Below are 17791 nucleotides of genomic sequence, written 5' to 3' on the forward strand. Positions count from 1 at the left end.
CCGCCGACGGCCTCGGCCCGGACGGTCGGCTTCTCGCGGCCACGGCCGACGGCGCGGCGCTCTCCGCAGCGGTCGTCGGCGCGGCACGGCGGGTGGTGCTCCTCGGCGACCCGGAGCGTCTCGGCGACGGCGGGCGGGGCATGGTGGCCTACGCGCCGCTCTCGGCCGTCCATCAGGTGGTGCTCGGCGCATCCGCGAGCCCCGCGCTCACGGCGCTGCTGGCCGACGCCGGGGTCGAGCTCATCACCGCCGCACCCGGCAGAGGCCCTGACCCCGACGCGCGTGCCAGGTCGGACGAGCGCACCGCCACCGACGGTGAGGTGGCGGCATGACCGGCATCGTCACGCTCACGCCGGCTCCTGCGATCGACCTCACCTACCACCTCGGCCACCTCGCCTTGGGCGAGGTCAACCGTGCGGTAACCGTGCACACCGAGCTGAGCGGCAAGGGCGTGAACGTCGCCCGGGCCGTGGCGCTCTCGACGCTGCCCGTGTCGGCCGTGCTCGCGCTGGGCGCGCAGGGTGCGGCGCTCGCGCGCGAAGGCGGTTTCGGCGACCTGCTCGCCGGTGTCGCCGACGAGGGCCGAACGCGCATCAACACCACCCTGCTCGACGCCTCGGGATCGACCACGAAGGTCAACGAGAGCCCGGTTCCGGTCTCCGACACGCTCTGGCAGGCGCTGGTCGAGCGCGCCGAGGCCGAGCTCGAGCGGCTCGACGCCACCTGGCTGGTGGTGTCGGGATCGATCCCCGCGCTGGCCGGGTCGGAACGGCCGGTGCCGTTCCTCGACCTGGTGCGGCGAGCATCCGATCGCGGAGTTCGGGTGGCCGTCGACACGGCCGGGGCCGCACTCGCCGCGCTCGCCGCCGACCTCGCACCGGTCTCGCTGATCAAACCGAACACGCACGAGCTCGCCGAACTCACCGGAACAGCCCTCGACACGGTCGGTGACGTCGTGGCCGCAGCCCGGCAGTTGCACGAAGCAGGGTGCGACATCGTCTACGTCAGCATGGGCGCTGACGGGGCGCTCGCCGTCTCGGCCGCCGGCGTGCAGCTGGCGCGGGCGAGCGCTCGGGTGGTCAACACGGCCGGGGCGGGCGACGCATCGCTCGCGGGGTTCCTGGTGGGATCCACCCGCGCCGACGGCTCGGTCGACGTCGCCGCGGGCGTGCAGCGGGCCGCCTCCTGGGGTGCGCTCGCGGTGATGCAGCCGACCACGCTGCTCTCCTCGATCGACGAGGCTCCGGATGCTCGCCTCGAGCACGACCCCGACCCCGCGACCCCCCTCAGCGAGCCCGCCCGCCCCTGATCCCCTCGGCGGAGTGGCGCCGCTACAGGATGCGCGGCACGATCGCGCGGTAGGGGTCCAGGCGGGGGTCGGCGGGGTCGAGCTCGGTGACGAGCACGTCGACCCGGTCGAGCGCCAGGGCCCGAACGCGCGCCCTCGACTGCAGCTTCGAGGCATCGACCGCCAGCACGACCTCGGCCGATGCGCGGGCCATCGCATCCTTCACCGCGGTCTGCGCCAGCGTGCTCTCGCTCGTGCCGCTCTCGCCGTGCACGCCGAGGGCCGACATCACCGCCAGATCGAAGTGGAACGCCGAGAACGCCGACACGGTCAGCGCCCCCACCAGGCTCAGATTCTGCTCCTCCCGTTCTCCGCCGGTGAGGTAGCCGCGCACATCGGGCTTGCGGGCGAGGGCCTCGAACGCGCTCAACCCGTTGGTGACCACGGTGAACCGGCTGTCGGCGGAGAGCGAGTCGGCGAGCACGTACGCGGTCGACGAGGAGTCGAGGCCGATGGCCCCGTCGGGGGGCAGCAGCGGCGCGATCTTCGCCGCGATGCGCTCCTTCGCGCGCAGGTTGCGGCCCTGCCGGGTGCCGAACGCGTCGGCCTGCACCGGCACGATGCCGCCCCGCACGCGGCGCACCCGGCCGACGCTCTCGAGCAGCTCGAAGTCGCGGCGGATGGTCATCGGATGCACGTCCCACAGCTCGACCGCCTCCGAGAGGTGCAGGCCACCCTTCTCCTCGGCGAGGTCGAGCAGGGCGGCCCGCCGCGTCTCGCCGTCGAGGGTTCCCTTGAGTGCCATCACCGATCCTCTTCCTGATCCGGTCGCGCTTCTGATCCTGTCCGGCGCGACATCCGCGTCCACCTTGCCCGATCCTGTTCGGCAATGCTACATTTCACACGAAATAACATTCAGTGCGACCGGATGCGGCGCGCTGCCGCCCGTGCACGAGGAAGTGACACCGCCGATGAGCGATCGACCGCCGGCCGCCTATGCCGCCGTCGACCTCGGTGCGTCCAGCGGCCGGGTGATGCTCGGTTTCGCCGAAGCGGACGAGGGTGCGGACGGCGAGCGCGGTGGAGCCGCCGCCCGTGCTGGGCGTCGGGTACGGATGACGGAGGTGCACCGGTTCGCGAACGGCCCGCATCCGGAGTCGCTCGCCGAGGGTGCCACGCTGCGCTGGGATGTCGACCGTCTCTTCGAGGAGACGCTCACCGGGCTCGCCGCCGCCGTGCGCGTGGCGGCCGAGCAGGGGCTCGAGCTCGCAGGGATCGGCGTCGACAGCTGGGGCGTCGACTACGCGATCCTCCCGTCCGAGGGTGCGTGGGGCCATCCGCGTGAGTCGGCCGCGTGGGGCGATCCGTCTGAGTCGGCCGCGTGGGGCGATCCGTCTGAGTCGGCCGCGTGGGGCGATCCGTCTGAGTCGGCCGCGTGGGGCGATCCACGGGCCTCGGATCCATCGGCCCGCTCGTCTGAGTCGGACTCGTCGGGGGATCCCCGGGTGCCGGATGCGTCGGCAGACCCGATCGCGCCATCTCCCGGATCCGCACCCTCCCGTGCGCTCCCGCCCGTAAACCACTACCGCGGTGCCGATCTCGCCGGTCCCGCCGAGGCGGAGTCCGTCGTCACCGCCGCCCGTGTCTACGCGCTGTCGGGCGTCCCGCCGCAGCCCATCAACACGTCGTACCGCCTGCGCGCCGACCGTGCCGCCCGTGCTGCGCGCCTCGACGGTACCGAGCCCGGCCGCGCTGATACCGGCGGTACCGAGCCCGGCGGCGCCGAGCCCGGCCGCACCCAGCCCGGCGGCACCCAGCCCGACGGTACCGAAGCCGGCCACGCCCAGTCAGACGGCACCGAGGCCGTCCATGCCCAGAGAGACGGCGCCGCGCCCGGCGGCACGGTGCTGCTCGTGCCCGACCTCTGGGTGCATCTGCTCTCGGGCGACACGAGCGCCGAGCGCACCATCGCCTCCACCACGCAGCTGCTCGACGCGCAGACCGGCGAGTGGTCGGCCGAGCTCGTCGAGGCCCTCGGCCTCATCGCCTTCACGCTTCCCGGCACGGTGGCGCCGGGTGCCCGGGCCGGGGTCACACTGCCGTGGGTCGCCGAGCGGATCGGCGCCGCGCATCCGGTGCCCGTGTTCCACGTGGCCGAGCACGACACCGCATCGGCCCTCGCCTTCGCGGAACCCGACGGCGGACAGCTGCTCGTCTCCAGCGGAAGCTGGTCGCTCGTGGGACTCAGCGTCTCGGCGCCCGTGCTCACCGACGAGGCTTTCGCCGCCGGGCTCACGAACGAGCACGGCGTCGGCGACTCCACGCTGGTGCTGCGCAACCTCGCCGGACTGTGGCTGCTCGTCGAGTGCACACGGCAGTGGTCGCGGGAGGCGGGCCGCATACTCGACCCCGTCGACCTCGTTCGGCAGGCCATCGACCACCCCGGGCTCGCTGCTCCCGTCTTCGACGTCGGCGACGAGCGCCTGCTCACTCCCGGCGACATGCCGCAGCGCATCGCGCGGCTCTGTCTGGAGGCCGGACAACCCGCGCCCGACGGCGTGCTCGGCACCGTGCGGAGCATCGTCGAGAGCCTCGCCGTTGCCTATGCGGAGTCGGTCGAGCTGCTCGCCGCCGCCACCGGCATCCCGGTGCGCTCGGTGCGCATCGTCGGCGGCGGCTCGCGCAACGAGCTGCTCTGCCGACGCACCGCCGACCTCACCGGGCTGCCCGTGATGGCCGGCCCGGCCGAGGCCTCGGCCTTCGGCAACCTCGCCGTTCAGCTCGTCGCGGCGGGCGAGTTCCGCTCGCTCGCCGAGGTCTATGCGGCGGGCGGTGAGGCCGGGGGAGAGATCGCGCGGTACGAGCCCTCGGCCGCCCGTCAGAGAGGTTCATCGGTATGACCGAAGACAGTGCGGTGTCAGCCGACGCACGTCGACAGCTCGTCGAGCTGTCGCGCGAGCTCGGCCGGCCCGATCGTGCCTGGGCGGTACTGGCCGAGGGCAACACCTCGGTCGCCGTCGACGAGGGGCGGATGCTCGTCAAGGCCTCCGGCGCATCGATGGCGGTCGCCGAGCCGGCCGACTTCGTGCCCGTGCGGGTCGCCGACGTGCTGGCGCTCGTCGATGCGCCCGACAGCGCGGGTGCGGGTGCGAGCGTGGGCCGGGATGCGGGTGCTGCGGGTGCGGGTGACGGTGCAGCACCCGGTGCTAGTGCGGGTGCGGCATCCGGTGCCCCGGGGGAGTCCGAGAGCTCCGCCGCCGGCGACGAGGCCGTGCGCGCGCTCTTCGCGACAGCCTCCACGGGCGGCCGTCGCCCCTCGGTCGAGGCCCTGCTGCACGCCGTGTGCCTCGACCTCCCGGGCGTCGAAGCGGTGGGGCACACGCATCCGATCGCCGTCAACGCCCTGCTGTGCTCGCCGCGGGCCTCGCTGCTCGTGGAGGGCTCGCTGTTCCCCGACCAGATCGTGGTGCTCGGCACCGATCCGCTGCTCGTGCCCTACATCGACCCGGGACTGAAGCTCGCCCGGGCGGTGCGGCGGATGCTCCTCGAGCGTGTGCGAACGACCGGCCGCGTTCCGAAGGTGGTCTACCTGCAGAACCACGGCATGTTCGCGCTCGGCGCGAGCCCCGCCGAGGTGCTGCAGATCACCGAGATGGCGGTGAAGGTGGCCGAGGTGATCGTCGGCTCGCTCGCGGCAGGTGGACCCGTCTTCCTCAGCGCGGCCGACGTGGCGCGCATCGACACCCGCCCCGACGAACTGCTGCGCCGTGAGGCGCTGTCTGCCGCCTCAGCGTCCGCCGGCTCAGCCTCGGCCGCACCCTCAGCCGCCTCGTCGGGCGAACCCCAGCCGAACGGAGCCTCAGCATGACGACCACCCCGGAAACCACCCCCGCGACGGGCCGCCTCGAGGGCCGGGTCGCCCTCATCACCGGCGCGAGCTCGGGCATCGGGCGCTCCTACGCCCAGGCCATGTCGGCCGAAGGCGCCCGCCTCGTGCTCGTCGGCCGCTCCGAAGAGCGCCTGCGCCGGGTGGCCGACGGACTGCCCGGGGAGGCGAGGATCGTGGCCGGCGACGTCGCGCATCCGCAGACCTCCGAGGAGGCCGTGCGGGTGGCGCTCGCCGACTTCGGGAGGCTCGACGACGTGCTCGCCAACGCGGGCCTGTACACCGGCGGCGACTTCGTCGACACCGATCCGCTCGCCATCGAGCAGCTCGTGTCGGTGAACGTCTTCGGGGCCATGGCCACCGTGCGGGCTGCGTTGCCGCACCTGATCGCGGCGGGTACCGGCGACGTGCTGGTGACGAGCTCGGTCTCGGGGCATCAGGACATCCACTGGGAGCCCGTCTACTCCGCCACGAAGCACGCGATGCAGTCGTTCGTGCACACCCTGCGCCGCCAGCTCGTGGGCACGGGCGTGCGCGCCGGAGCGGTGGCACCCGGCGTGGTGCTGAACGAGCTGTGGGGGTTCGCCGAGGGGGCGGACGGCGTCGAGCAGAAGGTCGGCGACCGCACGGGCATCCTCTCCGACGACGTCGCGGATGCCGTGCTCTACATGCTCACGCGGCCTCGGCACGTGACCATCCGCGACCTCGTCATCCTGCCCACCGACCAGGAGATCTGAGCGCACGATGCGCCGGATGCCCCGCTGCCGTCACCACACCGAACCCGAACCCGAACCCGAGTCGAGAGAGAGCAGAGCTGATGTTCGAAGATCTGAAGGGCCGTACCGCGGTCGTGACCGGCGGGGCCCGTGGCCTCGGCTACTCGCTCGCCACCGCTCTGGCGGGGCAGGGCGTGAACGTGGCGCTAGTCGACCTGCTGCCCGCCGTCGAGAAATCGGCCGAGACGCTGGCCGCCGAGTTCGGCGTCGAGGCGCGTGGCTACGTGGTCGACGTCACCGACAGCGTCGCGCTCGACGCGGTGTTCGGCCGGGCCGAACAGGAGCTCGGTACGGCGTCGCTGCTGGTGACCGCTGCGGGCATCACCATCTGGGGCGACAGCGTCGACGTGGCGCCCGAGACCTGGCGCAAGGTGCTGTCGGTGAACCTCGACGGCACGTTCTTCGCGGCGCAGTCGTTCGCGCGGAGAGCGCTCGCGGCGGGCGTCTCATCGTCGGCGGTGTTCATCTCGTCGATGTCGGGCTTCATCGTGAACCAGCCGCAGTTCCAGGCCTCGTACAACTCGTCCAAGGCGGCGGTGAGCCACCTCGCGTCGTCGCTGGCGGTGGAATGGGCGCCGTCGGGCATCCGCGTGAACGCGATCGCCCCCGGCTACTTCCTCTCGGACATGACCCGCGAGTTCACCGAGGCGAACCCCGACCTCGCCGCCCGCTGGGTGGGCACGATCCCCGCCGGCCGGATGGGCGAGCCCGCCGACCTGCACGGCCTCGTGGTCTACCTCTCCTCCGATGCCTCCTCCTACCTCACGGGCCAGAGCATCGTCATCGACGGCGGCTACACCGCCGTCTGACCCGCTCCGCCACCTCCCCAGCGACGGAGTTCCGGGCGCTTCGTGGCCAACGACGGAGCCTCGATGCGAATCGAGCACCGAGCTCCGTCGTTGGCGTCGGTCGGCCTCACAGCGACCGCTCTCACAGCGGCCGGTACGCGTCTGATCGGTGCGCGATGCGCATGACTCTCACCAGGCGCGCCTCGTCGTCCACCCGCACCAGCACGCGGTAGGAGATGCCGACGTAGCCCGACCGCAGGTCGCCGAGTTCGGCTCCGAGGGGTTTCGTCACCTTCAGCGGATTCTCGCTCAGTGGGCCGCCGATGAAGCGGAGCACGGCGTCGCAGGTCTTCGGTGTCAGGCGCGCCAACGACTGCGACGCGGGTGACGAGATCTCGACGCGGTAGTGCTCGTTCTCCGGCCAGAAATATAGCCTGAAATCTGGCTGGTTTCAGCGCACCCATCTCCGGCTGTCGCAGACATGAGCACTATCTACTCATCGTCAGTCGCACGCTTGCGCCGTCAGCGTCGGGCGGGCGCGGATGAAGAACGACGGTGTGAACATTCGCGTGACATCGATGACATGAGCGTGTTACAGTGAGCATGACATCGATGACATGGGCGGCCGCAGAGACGCGCAACGCCCGATCAGCCCCAGGAGTTACCTCGTGAGCAACACCCTCGTCGCCGGCCTCGACCTCGGCAGCACCGGAGTGAAGATCCTCGTCGCCGACGACGCCGGCGCCGAGGTGCTCATCCGCCAGCTGCCCACGCCGTGGCGCGCAGGCGCCGCCGGCACCACCACCATGGAGGCCGCCGACCTCGTCGCCACCGTGCGCGAACTGATCGAGCTCGTCGACGCCGACCTGCGCGAGCTGCGCGGCCAGGACGTGCGCATCGGAGCCGTCGCCGTCTCGGGCATGGGGGAGTCGGGTGTGATCCTCGACGCCGACGGTGAACCCGTCGCCCCCGCGATCGCCTGGTTCGACCCGCGCGGCGGCGAGCAGGTGCACGCGCTGCCCACGAGCATCCGCGAAGAATTCGCCGGCCGCACCGGCCTGCCTCTCGGCGTACAGGTCTCGGTTATCAAGATGCTGCACCTGCGCGACGACGGCCTCGACCTCACCGGCGCGCGCTGGCTCAACCTGCCCGAGTTCGTCGTGGCGGCCCTCGGCGGCGAGCAGGCGGCCGAGTACTCGCTCTCCTCGCGCACCGGACTGCTCGATCAAGACACCGGGGCCCCCTGGCCCGAGCTGCTGGCGCACCTGGGCGTCGGGGAAGACTTCCTGCCGCCGTTCGTCGACGCCGGCACCCTGCTGGGCGAAGCATCCGTCGACTGGCTGCCGGCCTCCTTCGAAGGCGCCCGGCTCACCGTCGCGGGCCACGACCACCTGGTGTCCGCCGTATCGAACGGCGAGTTCCCGGATGACCGCTACCACGTGTCGATGGGCACCGCCGAGGTGCTGCTGCGCGTGCTCGACGCCCCGCTGCCCTTCGAGGCCCGCGACCGCCTCGCCGACTGGCTGATCAACTGCGTGCGGCACGTCGTTCCCGGCAAGTGGGTGCTCGTCGCCGGCGTGAAGACCGGTCTGCTGATGCGCCGCACCCTGCAGCTCGTCGGCGTGAACGACCGCGCGGGCCGCGATGCTCTCGACGCCGCCGTGATGGAGCAGCCCTACGAGGGCGTGCTGCAGCCCGGCGACGTGGAAGTGACCGGCGCCCGCAACGACGACGGCGTGCTGCGCCTCGTGGTGCAGGCCGACGGTGCCGGACCTGCCGACCTGTTCGGTGCGGTGCTGCGCCACGGCAACGACGAGCTTTCGCTGCTGGTGGAGGCCATGGACCGCGAGGTGCCGCCGGCCCGTTCGGCCCTGCTCACCGGTGGCTGGGCGAGCATGCGCTCGGTGCAGCGCGCCCGATCCGAGGTGCTGGCCGGCGTGCGCGTCTCCGACCGCTCGCAAGACACCGCCTACGGCGCCGCGGTCTTCGCCGCCCGCCTGCTGACTCCGGATGCGGCCACCGTCGGCGCATCCGCAGACCCCTCCCGCTGACCCCCGCCCTCCGGCGGCCCCGAACCGACCATCCACCCAGCACCACCCTCACCAAGGAGACATCCCCGTGACCGAACTCACCACCCTCGAGCGCCGCGCGCTCGCCAAGATCAGCACCCCCGCGGGCGGCATGCTGATCGTCGCCGCCGACCAGCGCAACGGCATGAAGGCCGTCATGAAGGATGCTCCGAACGGTGCCGCCGGCATCAGCAAGGATGAGCTGGCCGACGCCAAGAGCGACCTCCTGAAGTTCCTCGGCAACGAAGCCCCCGCCATCCTGCTCGACCCCTCCACCGCGCTGCCCCGCGTCGTCGACGACGGAACCCTGGACAGCGACACCGGCCTCGTCGTCGCGTTCGACGAGTCGGGCTTCGCCACCGAGAACGGTCTGAAGCGCACCCGTTACGTCGAGGGCATGACGCCCCGTCGCATCCGCGAGCTCGGTGGCGACGCCGCCAAGATGCTCTGGTACCTGCGTGCCGACCGCCGTGAGGACGAGAAGGTCGTGCTCGACGACATCGCGCGCCTCACCGCCGAGTGCGAGGCCGAGGGCGTGCTGCTGATCGTCGAGATCCTCACCTACCAGCTCGAGGACGAGACCGACGAGGCGTACGCCGAGGTCTTCCCGTCGCTCATCGAGGGTGCCGCCGAGCTCAGCGTCGCCGCCGGTGCCAAGGTGCTGAAGCTGCAGTACCCGGGTTCGGCCGAGGCCTCCGCCGCCGTGACCGCAGCTGCCGCCGGTGTGCCGTGGGCCGTGCTCTCGGCCGGTGTCGACCACGCCACCTTCGTCGACCAGGTGCGCACCGCCGTCGTCAACGGAGCCCAGGGCGCCATGGCCGGCCGCTCGCTCTGGAAGGACAGCCTGTCCATCTCGTCCGAGACCCGTGAGCACCTGCTCACCACGAAGGCCGTTCCCCGCCTGAAGGAGCTCGCCGCCATCATCGACGAGGTGCTCGCCAACCGCGAGTAATCCTGTCTGCCGGCCGGCCCTAGTCGGGTCGGATGCGCGGGTCGCCATAGACTTTCGGTCGGATGGCGGCCCGCGCCCTTGTTCGTCAGGCCGGTGAATCCGTCAGGCCCGCGGACCGCAAGGCCGGTGATCCGTCAGCCAGTGAGGAGAGCGCATGCCCACGATGCAAGACGTGGCCGAGCTCGCCGGAGTGAGCGCCAAGACCGTCTCGCGGGTGTTCAACGACGACCCGCACGTGCTGCCCGACACCCGCCTGCGGGTCGAGGAGGCGATGCGCACCCTCAACTACGTGCCCAACGTGCTCGCCCGCACCTTCCGGGCCGGCCGGTCGTCGAGCGTGGGCGTGGCGGTTCCGGATGTGGTCGACCCCTTCTTCGCCGCCGTCGTGCGCGCGGTCGAGCGGGTGTGCTCGGCGAGCGGCCTCACCACTCTGGTCACGAGCATCGGCGATGATCCGGCTCGGGAGCGGCCCGTGCTGGAGGCGCTGCTGCGCACCCAGCTGATGGGCCTCGTGCTCGCTCCCGTCGCCGCCGACCACGCCTGGCTCGCCCCGTGGATGGAGACCACCCCGATCGAGTTCGTCGACCGCGGCCCGATCGATCTCGACGCCGACTCCTTCGTCGAAGACGACCGGCACGGCTCCTACCTCGCCACGCAGCACCTGCTGCAGCACGGCCACACGCGCGTCGCCTTCCTGGCCGACCAGACGCATCCGCCCAGCACCCGTCGCCGGCTCGAGGGGTACACCGAGGCGCTGACGGATGCGGGCCTGCCGCTCGACGAGCGCCTGATCGCGTTCGACGCCGGCAGCGAGTCGGGAGCGGCTCTCGAACTCGACCGCCTGCGCCGCCTGGCCGATCCGCCGACCGCCGCGTTCTCCTCGAACGCTCGCGTCACGATGCACGCCTTCGCGGCGCTCAAGCAGTCCGCGACGGCGTTCGTGAGCTTCGGGGATTTCCCGATGGCCGACCGCCTCACGCCGTCGGTCAGCGTCATCGACCAGGATCCGGCGCGCCTCGGCCGTCTGGCCGCCACCCGCGCGCTCGAGCGCTTCAGTGCTCCGGATGCCCGCTACGAGGCCGCGACGGTCGTGCCGGTCTCCCTCACCCTCCGCACCAGCTGCGGCTGCCCCTGACCGTCGCGCTGCTCGCCCCCCGATCCCTGTGCCGACGCCAGCGTGCCGATGCATCGGCTATGATGGCGGAGGCGAAAGCCAAGGAGACGTCGCATAGTTCGGCCTAGTGCACCACCCTGCTAAGGTGGAGTACCCGCAAGGGTACCGTGGGTTCAAATCCCACCGTCTCCGCACAAGGAATGCCGCTGGATCATCGCGATTCGGCGGTTTTTTATTGCCCCCGTGGCTCACATGCCCACTTTTCGCCCAGCAGGGGCCCTTCGACGGGGGCCTATAGTGTGGCCCATACGCTTGCATGGAACGGGGGAAGACAGTGGCGTACCTCAATTCATCTGTGCCGTGCCCGAGGATCGGAGAGCGGTGATGCGATCCGAGGTCGAAGCCGAACTCCGGGCCGTTTTGAGCGCACAGGCGTGGGATGCAGTCGTCGCGGCGATCGAGAAGCACTGGGCCGTGCTCACCCAGTCGAATCAGGCCCTGCTGGTCGAGGCGGTCAACGCGCTGCCCGCCTCGGTGCTCGAGGAGAATCCCCGGCTGGTCGCGGCGAAGACCTACGTGAACTATCTGCCGGTGAACGGTGATGTGCGGCCCCTCCGGTTCCAGCACGCGGTCGCGCCGGCGACCACCGGCGGTCTGCTCGACCTGCTGGCCGACCTCACGAGCCGCAGCGTGACTGCCCGGTTCCAGGGTGATCACGCGCGAGCGATCTCTCTCGTGCGGGAGGCGCACGAAATGATCGCCGACGTGTCCGACGACGAGATGGCCCCGATCCGGCCGGTCTTGCCCGACATCCGTCTGCAGTGGGCGATCTCTCTCGAACTCGGTGGCGAGCTCCTCGATGCCACACGGGCGTACGAGCGCACCTTCGACGAAGCACTGACCTTCGACAACCGGCGGATCGCGGTGAAAGCAGCGGGAACCCTGGCGTTGAACTACGCCCTCGCGGGGAACCGGACGGTCGCCGAGCAATGGTTGAGTCGCCAGCCGAGCATCGGGGGAGGGGGCGGGCCGGAATCGTCCAAGCTCGACACCGTGACCACCACCGGAGAACTGGCCCGGGCCTTGCTGGCCGCTCACGATCTTCGTCTCGATGACGCCCAGACGGCGCTCGATGCGGCTCCGTCGGCCGACGTCGACCGGGAGACGTGGTCGATGAGACTCTTCGTCGAATCCGCGCTGGCCCGCGCGTCGGGGAGGGCGCGACCGCAGCTGTCCCGAGTCGGGGCGACGCTGGCCGCCCAGCCCGAGCGCGCGCGGACCACCGGCCTCAACGGCTGGCTGGCCACGATGGCCGTGGCCGAACTCCAGCTCGCGGTCGGCGACGTCGCGGCCGCGAACCGCACGGTCGGGCACCTCCGAGTTCTCGACCTCCCCGCCTCGAACGACCCGGTACGGGTTCTCCGAGCCTGGGCGACGCTGCGCCGTGGCGACGCTCAGGGCGCGGTCGTGCTCGCTGCACCCGGCCTCGCCGAACCGCTCTCGAGCCCTCGCATCGCCGTCGAACTGCTGACGGTCGTCGCTGCGGCGAACCTCGAGCTCGGACAGGCCGATCAGGCCCGGATGCACTTCGAGGCGGCTCTGGACCTGATCGTCTCCGAAGAGCTCGCGATCGTGCTGCTCCGCCTCAGCGAGAGCGAACGAGCCTCACTGCTCGTGGACCAGCAGGCGAGCCTGCCTGAGCGGGTGCGACGCGAGCTCGCCGCCCAGGAGGGGGTTGCGACCGTGCCCAGGACGGCGAAGCTCAGCGAGCGCGAACGGGTGGTTCTGCGCCACCTGATGACAGGCGCGACCGTGGAGAGGATCGCGGCCATCGAGCACGTGTCGCGCAATACCATCAAGACCCAGACGAGGTCGATCTACCGCAAACTGGGAGTGACGAATCGCGACGACGCGATCGGAATCGCGGCCGCGGCCCCCCACCACCTCGCTTGACGGACGGCCCTCCAAGAGGATTCGCCACCACGGCGCCCGCTGATCCGGTCGCCAGGGCGGGTACGTCGCCGGCGCGGGCCGTGCTGGCTAGCGGACGTCGGGATCGGCGGCGTGCTCCGCAGCGGGTGAGTGAACTGGACGACTGCTGGAGGGTGCGTCATTTCGGCTGGTTTCGGCGAACGGGACGTCCGCCGAGGCCAGCAGTGCGAGCTTGTCCTCGTCGGCGGAACCGCGGTCGGGGTGGTAGACCACGAGTGTCAGGCCGTTGGTGCCCCCGATGGTCATCGCTTCTCGATTCAGGGTGAGCGCTCCGACCTGCGGGTGCTCGAAGCGGATGAGGGAGCCGCGCTGCGCGCGGACGTCGTGACGCGCCCACAGCTCCCGGAATCGCGGGCTTGCGAGGGAGAGCTCACCGACCAGCTCGATGTAGCGGGGGTCGTCGATGTCCGTGCCCACCGCTTGGCGGTAGCTTGCCACGAAGCACTCCGTCATGCCCGTCCAGTCCGGGTAGCGGGCCTGCTCCTCGGAGTCCAGGAAGAGGTCGTGGAGCTGGTTGCGGCCGACGGTGAGGCCGGGGGAGAGCGTCTGGGCGAGGTGGTTGGTGGCGAGGATGTCGAAGTAGCGGTCTTCGATGAAGGCGGGCTGGACAAGAGAGTGGAGCATACTCAGCACGCCGGGAGGTACCGGCTCCCTCCGGGTCCGGCGCCGTCGCCGGCGAGGTACCTCCGTGACCAGCGCCAGCAGATGCTCGAGGTGCTCGTCGTCGAGCTGCAGCACCCGGGCGATCGACTCGAGCACCTGCACGGACGGGCTGCGATCACGGCCTCGCTCCAGCCGCAGGTAGTAGTCGGCGCTGATGCCGGCGAGCATCGCGACTTCCTCTCGGCGCAGGCCCGGCACGCGCCGCAGCCCGTCGCCGGTGATGCCGGCCTGTTCGGGAGTGACGAGCTCCCGTCGGGCACGGAGGAATGACCCTAGCGGGTTCGAGACGTTGTCCATGTGCCAAGCGTAGATCCGCGCGCACGCGGGGGAGCGTGGGAAGGGGGGTCCTCTTGGGCCCCGGTCTGGTGGGGGTACTGGGGCGGGCCGAGAGCATTTCGTACCGTGTGGAACAGCGATCCCGCAGCGGCTCCTCCGCCGGGAACCACGTCACCACGTCTGGAGCTCTCCGTGATCCGCTTCTTCTCCCTGATCCCCCGCCGCCCCGATATCGATCGTCAGCGCTTCCACGACCACCTGCGCCACCCGCACGGCACCATGGGCCGTCAGATCCCGGGCATGCTCACGTACGTGCAGGCGCACCAGTTCGACACCGATCGGCTCGGCCCGGGTCAGAACGAGTTCGACGCCGTCTCCATGCCCTCGTTCGACTCCGCGAGAGACGCCGACGCGCTGGTCGACGAGCCCTTGTTCGTCGAGAACATCCGCCCCGACGAGCCGTTGTTCCAGGATCTGCCGAGGGTCGTCTTCTTCATCACGGAGGAGGATGTCATCGTCTCGCGGCCCCCAGTCGGCGCCGCCGCTGCGGTCGACCGGCAGTGGGACGTGTTGGAGCGGCCGACGAGTATCCAGCTGCTGCAGTTCGTGCACCTCGACGGGAATCCCGACTGGGCCGGTGCGGATGACGCCGAGCTCGGCCTGCGGATCGGCGCGCTTCGCCACGCCGTGAACCGGCCGAGCGCGGAGGTGCATGGCGACAGCACGCCGTTCCTCGGCGTGCGTCAGGTGTGGTGGCCGACACTGACGGCGTTCCAGGACGGCGTGGACGCCGATCCGGCTGCTTTCGGCGAGCTCCTCGGCCGGGCCGGTCACGCCGTCACCATGCTGACGGTCTCGGAACGGTTCCTGCGCTGAGCTCGCGGCGTTCGTAGGTGTCAGCCGCACCACCGTGGAGCGGGAGATACGACGCGAGCGTCCTCTCGGCGCTTGTGCAGATGAAGAAGGTCGGTCCTCCAGTTGGGTCGGCCGACGAAAATATGGAGGAAATTGTGAAGATCGCTGGGAGTGTGGCCTTGGTCACGGGAGCCAACCGCGGTATCGGTGAGGAGTTCGCCCGTCAGCTGCTGCAGCGCGGGGCGAAGAAGGTCTACGCGGCAGCGCGCAGCGCGAGCAGCGTCAAGCTCGAGGGCGTGTACGCCCTGGATCTGGACGTCACGCGGCCGGACCAGGTCGAATCGGCGGCGTCTGCTGCTGCGGACGTGTCGCTGCTGGTCAACAACGCGGGCATAGCGACCATGCAGCCGGTGGTCACCGGCGACCTCGGGGAGATCCGCCGGGACCTGGAGACCAATCTCTTCGGCCCCCTGCTGATGACCCGTGCTTTCGCCGAGGTGTTGGCGCGCAACGGCGGTGGCGCCATCATCGATGTCCTGTCGGCGGCGTCGTGGTACGCGGTGCCGGGCAACGCGGCGTACTCGGTGAGCAAGGCCGCGGCGTGGAATCTGACCAACGCATTCCGGGTAGAGCTGGAAGAGCAAGGCACGCAGGTGCTGGGCACTCACGTGGGACTGGTCGACACAGACATGACCGCAGCGTGGGACCTGGCCAAGCTCAGCACCCGCGACTTCGTCACTGCGACCCTCGACGGGCTCGAGGCGGGGGCGATCGAGGTCGTCGCCGACGACCTCGCATTGAGCGCCAAGGAGGCCCTCGCAGGCCCCCCGCGCACCCTCATGCTGTAGGCCCGTCTGGATCGCACCGGGTCAGACCTGGTCGATCACGATCATCGACGAGCTCGGTCTGCAGTCGCTCTCGCGCTACGTCGACGTCCGACGCCGCCCTGGCGAAGCTCCCGCGAATCTGATCCCGGCGGCGAGAATGCTCGTCGGGATCAGGACGCAGAACGGTACGCGCCGGCGTCGTCCCGGAGTCACACCGGGTCGTTGTTCCGATCGTGGGCGGTGGACGTGAATCGGCCGGGCATGGGCGGATAGTCCGAACTCGCGACCTCGTGGCCTGGCTCGTCCTCGCCGGTGACGTCGTCCACCGTCAGCAGGCCATCGGGGTCTTGGGGATCGTGGTGCCCGGTGAGGCGCTCACCGAGTTCGGCCTTGTCGTCGTCGCTGGTCATGCTTTCACTCTGGCCCGGCGTGGCCCGAGATGCGCCCCGCGCAGGCTCAACCCACGGCGAACGGCTCGATCGCGTCGAGCTCATCCGCGGTCAGGGCCGGCGCGTCGAGCGCCGCCACGTTCTGCTCGAGCTGGGCGACGCTCGAGGCGCCGATCAGGGCGCTCGTGACCTGCGGATGACGCAGCACCCAGGTGAGGGCGAGCTGCGCGAGCGACTGGCCGCGCGCCGACGCGATGCCGTTCAGAGCTCGCGCGCGTTCGAGGTAGTCGTCGTCGATGCCCTCGGCGCTCAGGAAGCGCGAGGTGGCGGCGCGGGATCCGGATGGCACGGTGCCGTCGAGGTACCGGTCGGTGAGCAGGCCCTGCGCGAGCGGGGAGAACACGATGCTGCCGGCGCCGACCTCGTCGAGCACCGGGAGGAGCCCGTCTTCGATGTGGCGGTCGAACATCGAGTAGCGGGGCTGGTGGATGGTGAGCGGGATGCCGTGGCCGGCCAGGAGGCGCGCGGCTTCGCGCGTCTGCGCCGGGTCGTAGTTCGACACTCCGACATACAGCGCCTTGCCCGAGGTCACGGCGGTGGCGAGGGCTCCCATGGTCTCCTCGAGCGGTGTCTCGGGGTCGAAGCGGTGGGAGTAGAAGATGTCGACGTAGTCGAGGCCGAGCCGGCCGAGCGACTGGTCGAGCGAGGCGAGCAGGTTCTTGCGGGAGCCCCATTCGCCGTAGGGGCCGGGCCACATGAGGTACCCGGCCTTGGTCGACACGATCATCTCGTCGCGGTAGGGCGCGAGGTCGTCGGCCAGCAGGCGGCCGAAGTTCGTCTCCGCCGAGCCGGCAGGCGGGCCGTAGTTGTTGGCGAGGTCGAAGTGGGTGATGCCGAGGTCGAGGGCGCGGCGCACGATGGCGCGCTGGGTGTCGAGGGCGCGTTCGTGACCGAAGTTGTGCCAGAGGCCGAGCGAGAGGGCGGGCAGCTTGAGCCCGCTGCGGCCTGAGCGGTTGTAGGTCATCCGGTCGTAGCGGGTGGGATCGGCCTGGTAGGAGGTCATCGGTGAGTCCTTCGGATGCGCGGGAGGTGTGAGCGGGACAGGCGGTCAGGCGGAGCGGCAGTCGAGGCCGGCGGCCTCGAGGCGGGCGAGCTGCGCGAGGTGCTCCTCCCGCCCGGCGTCGGGGGAGGCGGTGATCAGCAGGTCGAAGCGGTCGAGCGCGCCGATCACGCCGAGGCTGGTGCGGCCGAGCTTCGACGACTCGGCCACCACCACGGCGCGGTCGCTGGCGGCGAGCATGGCCCGCTTGAGTTCGGTCTCGGGGAGGTTCAGATTCGTGACGCCGGCTGCGGCATCCACTCCGGTGCAGCCGATGAAGGCGATGTCGGCGCGGATGCCCGCCAGCAGCATCGAGGCGTAGGGCGCCACGAGCGAGTGCTGCAGCGGGCGCAGGGTGCCGCCCGTGACCACCACGGTGAAGCGCGGGATGGCGGGCTCGAGGGCGAGGGCGATCGAGAGCCCGTTCGTGATGACCACCACGTCGTGCAGGTCGTCGCGCTCGAGCAGGGCGTCCGCGACGGCGGCCGTGGTGGTGCCCACGTCGAGCAGCACGCTCGATCCGCTCTCCACCAACGCGGCACCGGCCCGGCCGATGCGCCGCTTCTCGTCGGCCGACGACTCGCGGGCCACCTCGAACGGCCGCTCACCGCGCTGCGCCATGCCGCGCACGACGGCGGCGCCGTGCACCCGGTCGATCGCCTGCTCGCGCTCGAGGGCGGCGAGGTCGGAGCGCACGGTGACCTCCGAGACGCTCAGCTCGCGGCTGAGATCGGCGACGCGGGCGAAGCCGGTGGCGCTCACGAGCTCGAGGATCCGCTGGCGCCGGGTGGTCACCTGGGGGTCGTCGGCCATGACG

At 71.0% G+C, this 17791-nt stretch carries 17 protein-coding genes, 1 tRNA gene and 1 pseudogene; 13 read left to right on the forward strand and 6 right to left on the reverse strand.

Annotated features, from left to right (window positions below; all coding sequences use genetic code 11):
• Positions 1-332, forward strand: a pseudogene (locus Q0D75_RS18000) (hypothetical protein); the annotation flags it as partial.
• Positions 329-1309 (forward strand): PfkB family carbohydrate kinase, encoded by a 981-nt coding sequence (locus Q0D75_RS18005; protein WP_291056728.1) that lies wholly within the window; start codon positions 329-331, stop codon positions 1307-1309. The pseudogene Q0D75_RS18000 and the gene Q0D75_RS18005, both read left to right, overlap by 4 nt.
• Positions 1310-1331: 22 nt before the next feature.
• Here the strand turns inward: Q0D75_RS18005 and Q0D75_RS18010 are convergent, their stop codons facing one another.
• A complete protein-coding gene (locus tag Q0D75_RS18010; protein WP_291056730.1) occupies positions 1332-2093 on the reverse strand; it encodes a DeoR/GlpR family DNA-binding transcription regulator in 762 nt (253 codons plus the stop codon).
• A 166-nt stretch (positions 2094-2259) separates the two neighbouring features.
• Here Q0D75_RS18010 and Q0D75_RS18015 point away from each other — a divergent pair, with 166 nt between their 5' ends.
• The 4 genes from Q0D75_RS18015 to Q0D75_RS18030 all read left to right on the forward strand — a co-directional run bounded on the left by Q0D75_RS18015 (position 2260) and on the right by Q0D75_RS18030 (position 6759).
• Entirely contained in the window at positions 2260-4188 is a 1929-nt protein-coding gene (locus Q0D75_RS18015) for an FGGY-family carbohydrate kinase (protein WP_291056732.1), read from the forward strand.
• Entirely contained in the window at positions 4185-5156 is a 972-nt protein-coding gene (locus tag Q0D75_RS18020; RefSeq protein ID WP_291056734.1) for a class II aldolase/adducin family protein, read from the forward strand. The genes Q0D75_RS18015 and Q0D75_RS18020 overlap by 4 nt, the downstream gene beginning before the upstream one ends.
• A complete protein-coding gene (locus tag Q0D75_RS18025) occupies positions 5153-5911 on the forward strand; it encodes an SDR family oxidoreductase (protein ID WP_291056736.1) in 759 nt (252 codons plus the stop codon). Before Q0D75_RS18020 ends, Q0D75_RS18025 begins: the two co-directional genes overlap by 4 nt.
• A gap of 80 nt (positions 5912-5991) precedes the next feature.
• Entirely contained in the window at positions 5992-6759 is a 768-nt protein-coding gene (locus Q0D75_RS18030; protein ID WP_291056738.1) for an SDR family oxidoreductase, read from the forward strand.
• Between the two features lie 121 nt (positions 6760-6880).
• Here Q0D75_RS18030 and Q0D75_RS18035 read toward each other — a convergent pair whose 3' ends face one another.
• Positions 6881-7075 (reverse strand): type II toxin-antitoxin system RelE/ParE family toxin, encoded by a 195-nt coding sequence (locus Q0D75_RS18035; RefSeq protein ID WP_291056780.1) that lies wholly within the window; start codon positions 7073-7075, stop codon positions 6881-6883.
• Between the two features lie 331 nt (positions 7076-7406).
• Between Q0D75_RS18035 and Q0D75_RS18040 the strand changes: the two genes are divergently transcribed.
• The 5 genes from Q0D75_RS18040 (at position 7407) to Q0D75_RS18060 (ending at position 12826) form a co-directional block, all read left to right on the forward strand.
• Positions 7407-8789, forward strand: coding sequence for an FGGY family carbohydrate kinase (locus tag Q0D75_RS18040; protein ID WP_291056740.1), 1383 nt, complete (start codon positions 7407-7409; stop codon positions 8787-8789).
• Between the two features lie 67 nt (positions 8790-8856).
• Positions 8857-9759, forward strand: a complete 903-nt coding sequence (locus Q0D75_RS18045) for a hypothetical protein (RefSeq protein WP_291056742.1) — start codon at positions 8857-8859, stop codon at positions 9757-9759.
• Positions 9760-9913: 154 nt separating this feature from the next.
• Positions 9914-10894: a LacI family DNA-binding transcriptional regulator gene (locus tag Q0D75_RS18050; protein WP_291056744.1), complete on the forward strand. Its 981-nt coding sequence runs from the start codon at positions 9914-9916 to the stop codon at positions 10892-10894.
• An 82-nt stretch (positions 10895-10976) separates the two neighbouring features.
• Positions 10977-11065 (forward strand) — tRNA-Ser (locus Q0D75_RS18055).
• Between the two features lie 192 nt (positions 11066-11257).
• A complete protein-coding gene (locus Q0D75_RS18060) occupies positions 11258-12826 on the forward strand; it encodes a helix-turn-helix transcriptional regulator (protein ID WP_291056782.1) in 1569 nt (522 codons plus the stop codon).
• Positions 12827-12913: 87 nt separating this feature from the next.
• Here the strand turns inward: Q0D75_RS18060 and Q0D75_RS18065 are convergent, their stop codons facing one another.
• Positions 12914-13825: a helix-turn-helix transcriptional regulator gene (locus Q0D75_RS18065; protein ID WP_291056746.1), complete on the reverse strand. Its 912-nt coding sequence runs from the start codon at positions 13823-13825 to the stop codon at positions 12914-12916.
• A 171-nt stretch (positions 13826-13996) separates the two neighbouring features.
• Between Q0D75_RS18065 and Q0D75_RS18070 the strand changes: the two genes are divergently transcribed.
• A complete protein-coding gene (locus tag Q0D75_RS18070) occupies positions 13997-14680 on the forward strand; it encodes an EthD domain-containing protein (RefSeq protein ID WP_291056747.1) in 684 nt (227 codons plus the stop codon).
• Between the two features lie 80 nt (positions 14681-14760).
• Complete coding sequence (locus Q0D75_RS18075) at positions 14761-15507, forward strand: SDR family oxidoreductase (protein ID WP_291056749.1); 747 nt, start codon at positions 14761-14763, stop codon at positions 15505-15507.
• Between the two features lie 188 nt (positions 15508-15695).
• On the opposite strand, the gene Q0D75_RS18080 is transcribed toward Q0D75_RS18075, so the two are convergent.
• Genes Q0D75_RS18080 through Q0D75_RS18090 form a run of 3 tightly spaced genes read right to left on the reverse strand, consistent with a single transcriptional unit; the run spans position 15696 to position 17787 of the window.
• Positions 15696-15896 carry a hypothetical protein gene (locus Q0D75_RS18080; RefSeq protein WP_291056751.1) on the reverse strand — a complete coding sequence of 67 codons (201 nt, stop codon included), beginning with the start codon at positions 15894-15896 and terminating at the stop codon, positions 15696-15698.
• 46 nt (positions 15897-15942) lie between these two features.
• Positions 15943-16938, reverse strand: a complete 996-nt coding sequence (locus Q0D75_RS18085) for an aldo/keto reductase (protein WP_291056753.1) — start codon at positions 16936-16938, stop codon at positions 15943-15945.
• A 45-nt stretch (positions 16939-16983) separates the two neighbouring features.
• Complete coding sequence (locus Q0D75_RS18090; RefSeq protein WP_291056755.1) at positions 16984-17787, reverse strand: DeoR/GlpR family DNA-binding transcription regulator; 804 nt, start codon at positions 17785-17787, stop codon at positions 16984-16986.
• Positions 17788-17791 lie beyond the last annotated feature (4 nt).

This window comes from Herbiconiux sp. (assembly GCF_023264855.1).
In the GTDB taxonomy this organism is placed as follows: domain Bacteria; phylum Actinomycetota; class Actinomycetes; order Actinomycetales; family Microbacteriaceae; genus Herbiconiux.

What these genes read in the sequence shown, in the direction of transcription:
- Q0D75_RS18005 (WP_291056728.1), top strand. Translation starts at nt 329, where the DNA reads ATGACCGGCATCGTCACGCTCACGCCGGCTCCTGCGATCGACCTCACC.
- Q0D75_RS18010 (WP_291056730.1), bottom strand. Translation starts at nt 2,093, where the DNA reads ATGGCACTCAAGGGAACCCTCGACGGCGAGACGCGGCGGGCCGCCCTG.
- Q0D75_RS18015 (WP_291056732.1), top strand. Translation starts at nt 2,260, where the DNA reads ATGAGCGATCGACCGCCGGCCGCCTATGCCGCCGTCGACCTCGGTGCG.
- Q0D75_RS18020 (WP_291056734.1), top strand. Translation starts at nt 4,185, where the DNA reads ATGACCGAAGACAGTGCGGTGTCAGCCGACGCACGTCGACAGCTCGTC.
- Q0D75_RS18025 (WP_291056736.1), top strand. Translation starts at nt 5,153, where the DNA reads ATGACGACCACCCCGGAAACCACCCCCGCGACGGGCCGCCTCGAGGGC.
- Q0D75_RS18030 (WP_291056738.1), top strand. Translation starts at nt 5,992, where the DNA reads ATGTTCGAAGATCTGAAGGGCCGTACCGCGGTCGTGACCGGCGGGGCC.
- Q0D75_RS18050 (WP_291056744.1), top strand. Translation starts at nt 9,914, where the DNA reads ATGCCCACGATGCAAGACGTGGCCGAGCTCGCCGGAGTGAGCGCCAAG.
- Q0D75_RS18060 (WP_291056782.1), top strand. Translation starts at nt 11,258, where the DNA reads ATGCGATCCGAGGTCGAAGCCGAACTCCGGGCCGTTTTGAGCGCACAG.
- Q0D75_RS18065 (WP_291056746.1), bottom strand. Translation starts at nt 13,825, where the DNA reads ATGGACAACGTCTCGAACCCGCTAGGGTCATTCCTCCGTGCCCGACGG.
- Q0D75_RS18075 (WP_291056749.1), top strand. Translation starts at nt 14,761, where the DNA reads ATGAAGAAGGTCGGTCCTCCAGTTGGGTCGGCCGACGAAAATATGGAG.
- Q0D75_RS18080 (WP_291056751.1), bottom strand. Translation starts at nt 15,896, where the DNA reads ATGACCAGCGACGACGACAAGGCCGAACTCGGTGAGCGCCTCACCGGG.
- Q0D75_RS18085 (WP_291056753.1), bottom strand. Translation starts at nt 16,938, where the DNA reads ATGACCTCCTACCAGGCCGATCCCACCCGCTACGACCGGATGACCTAC.
- Q0D75_RS18090 (WP_291056755.1), bottom strand. Translation starts at nt 17,787, where the DNA reads ATGGCCGACGACCCCCAGGTGACCACCCGGCGCCAGCGGATCCTCGAG.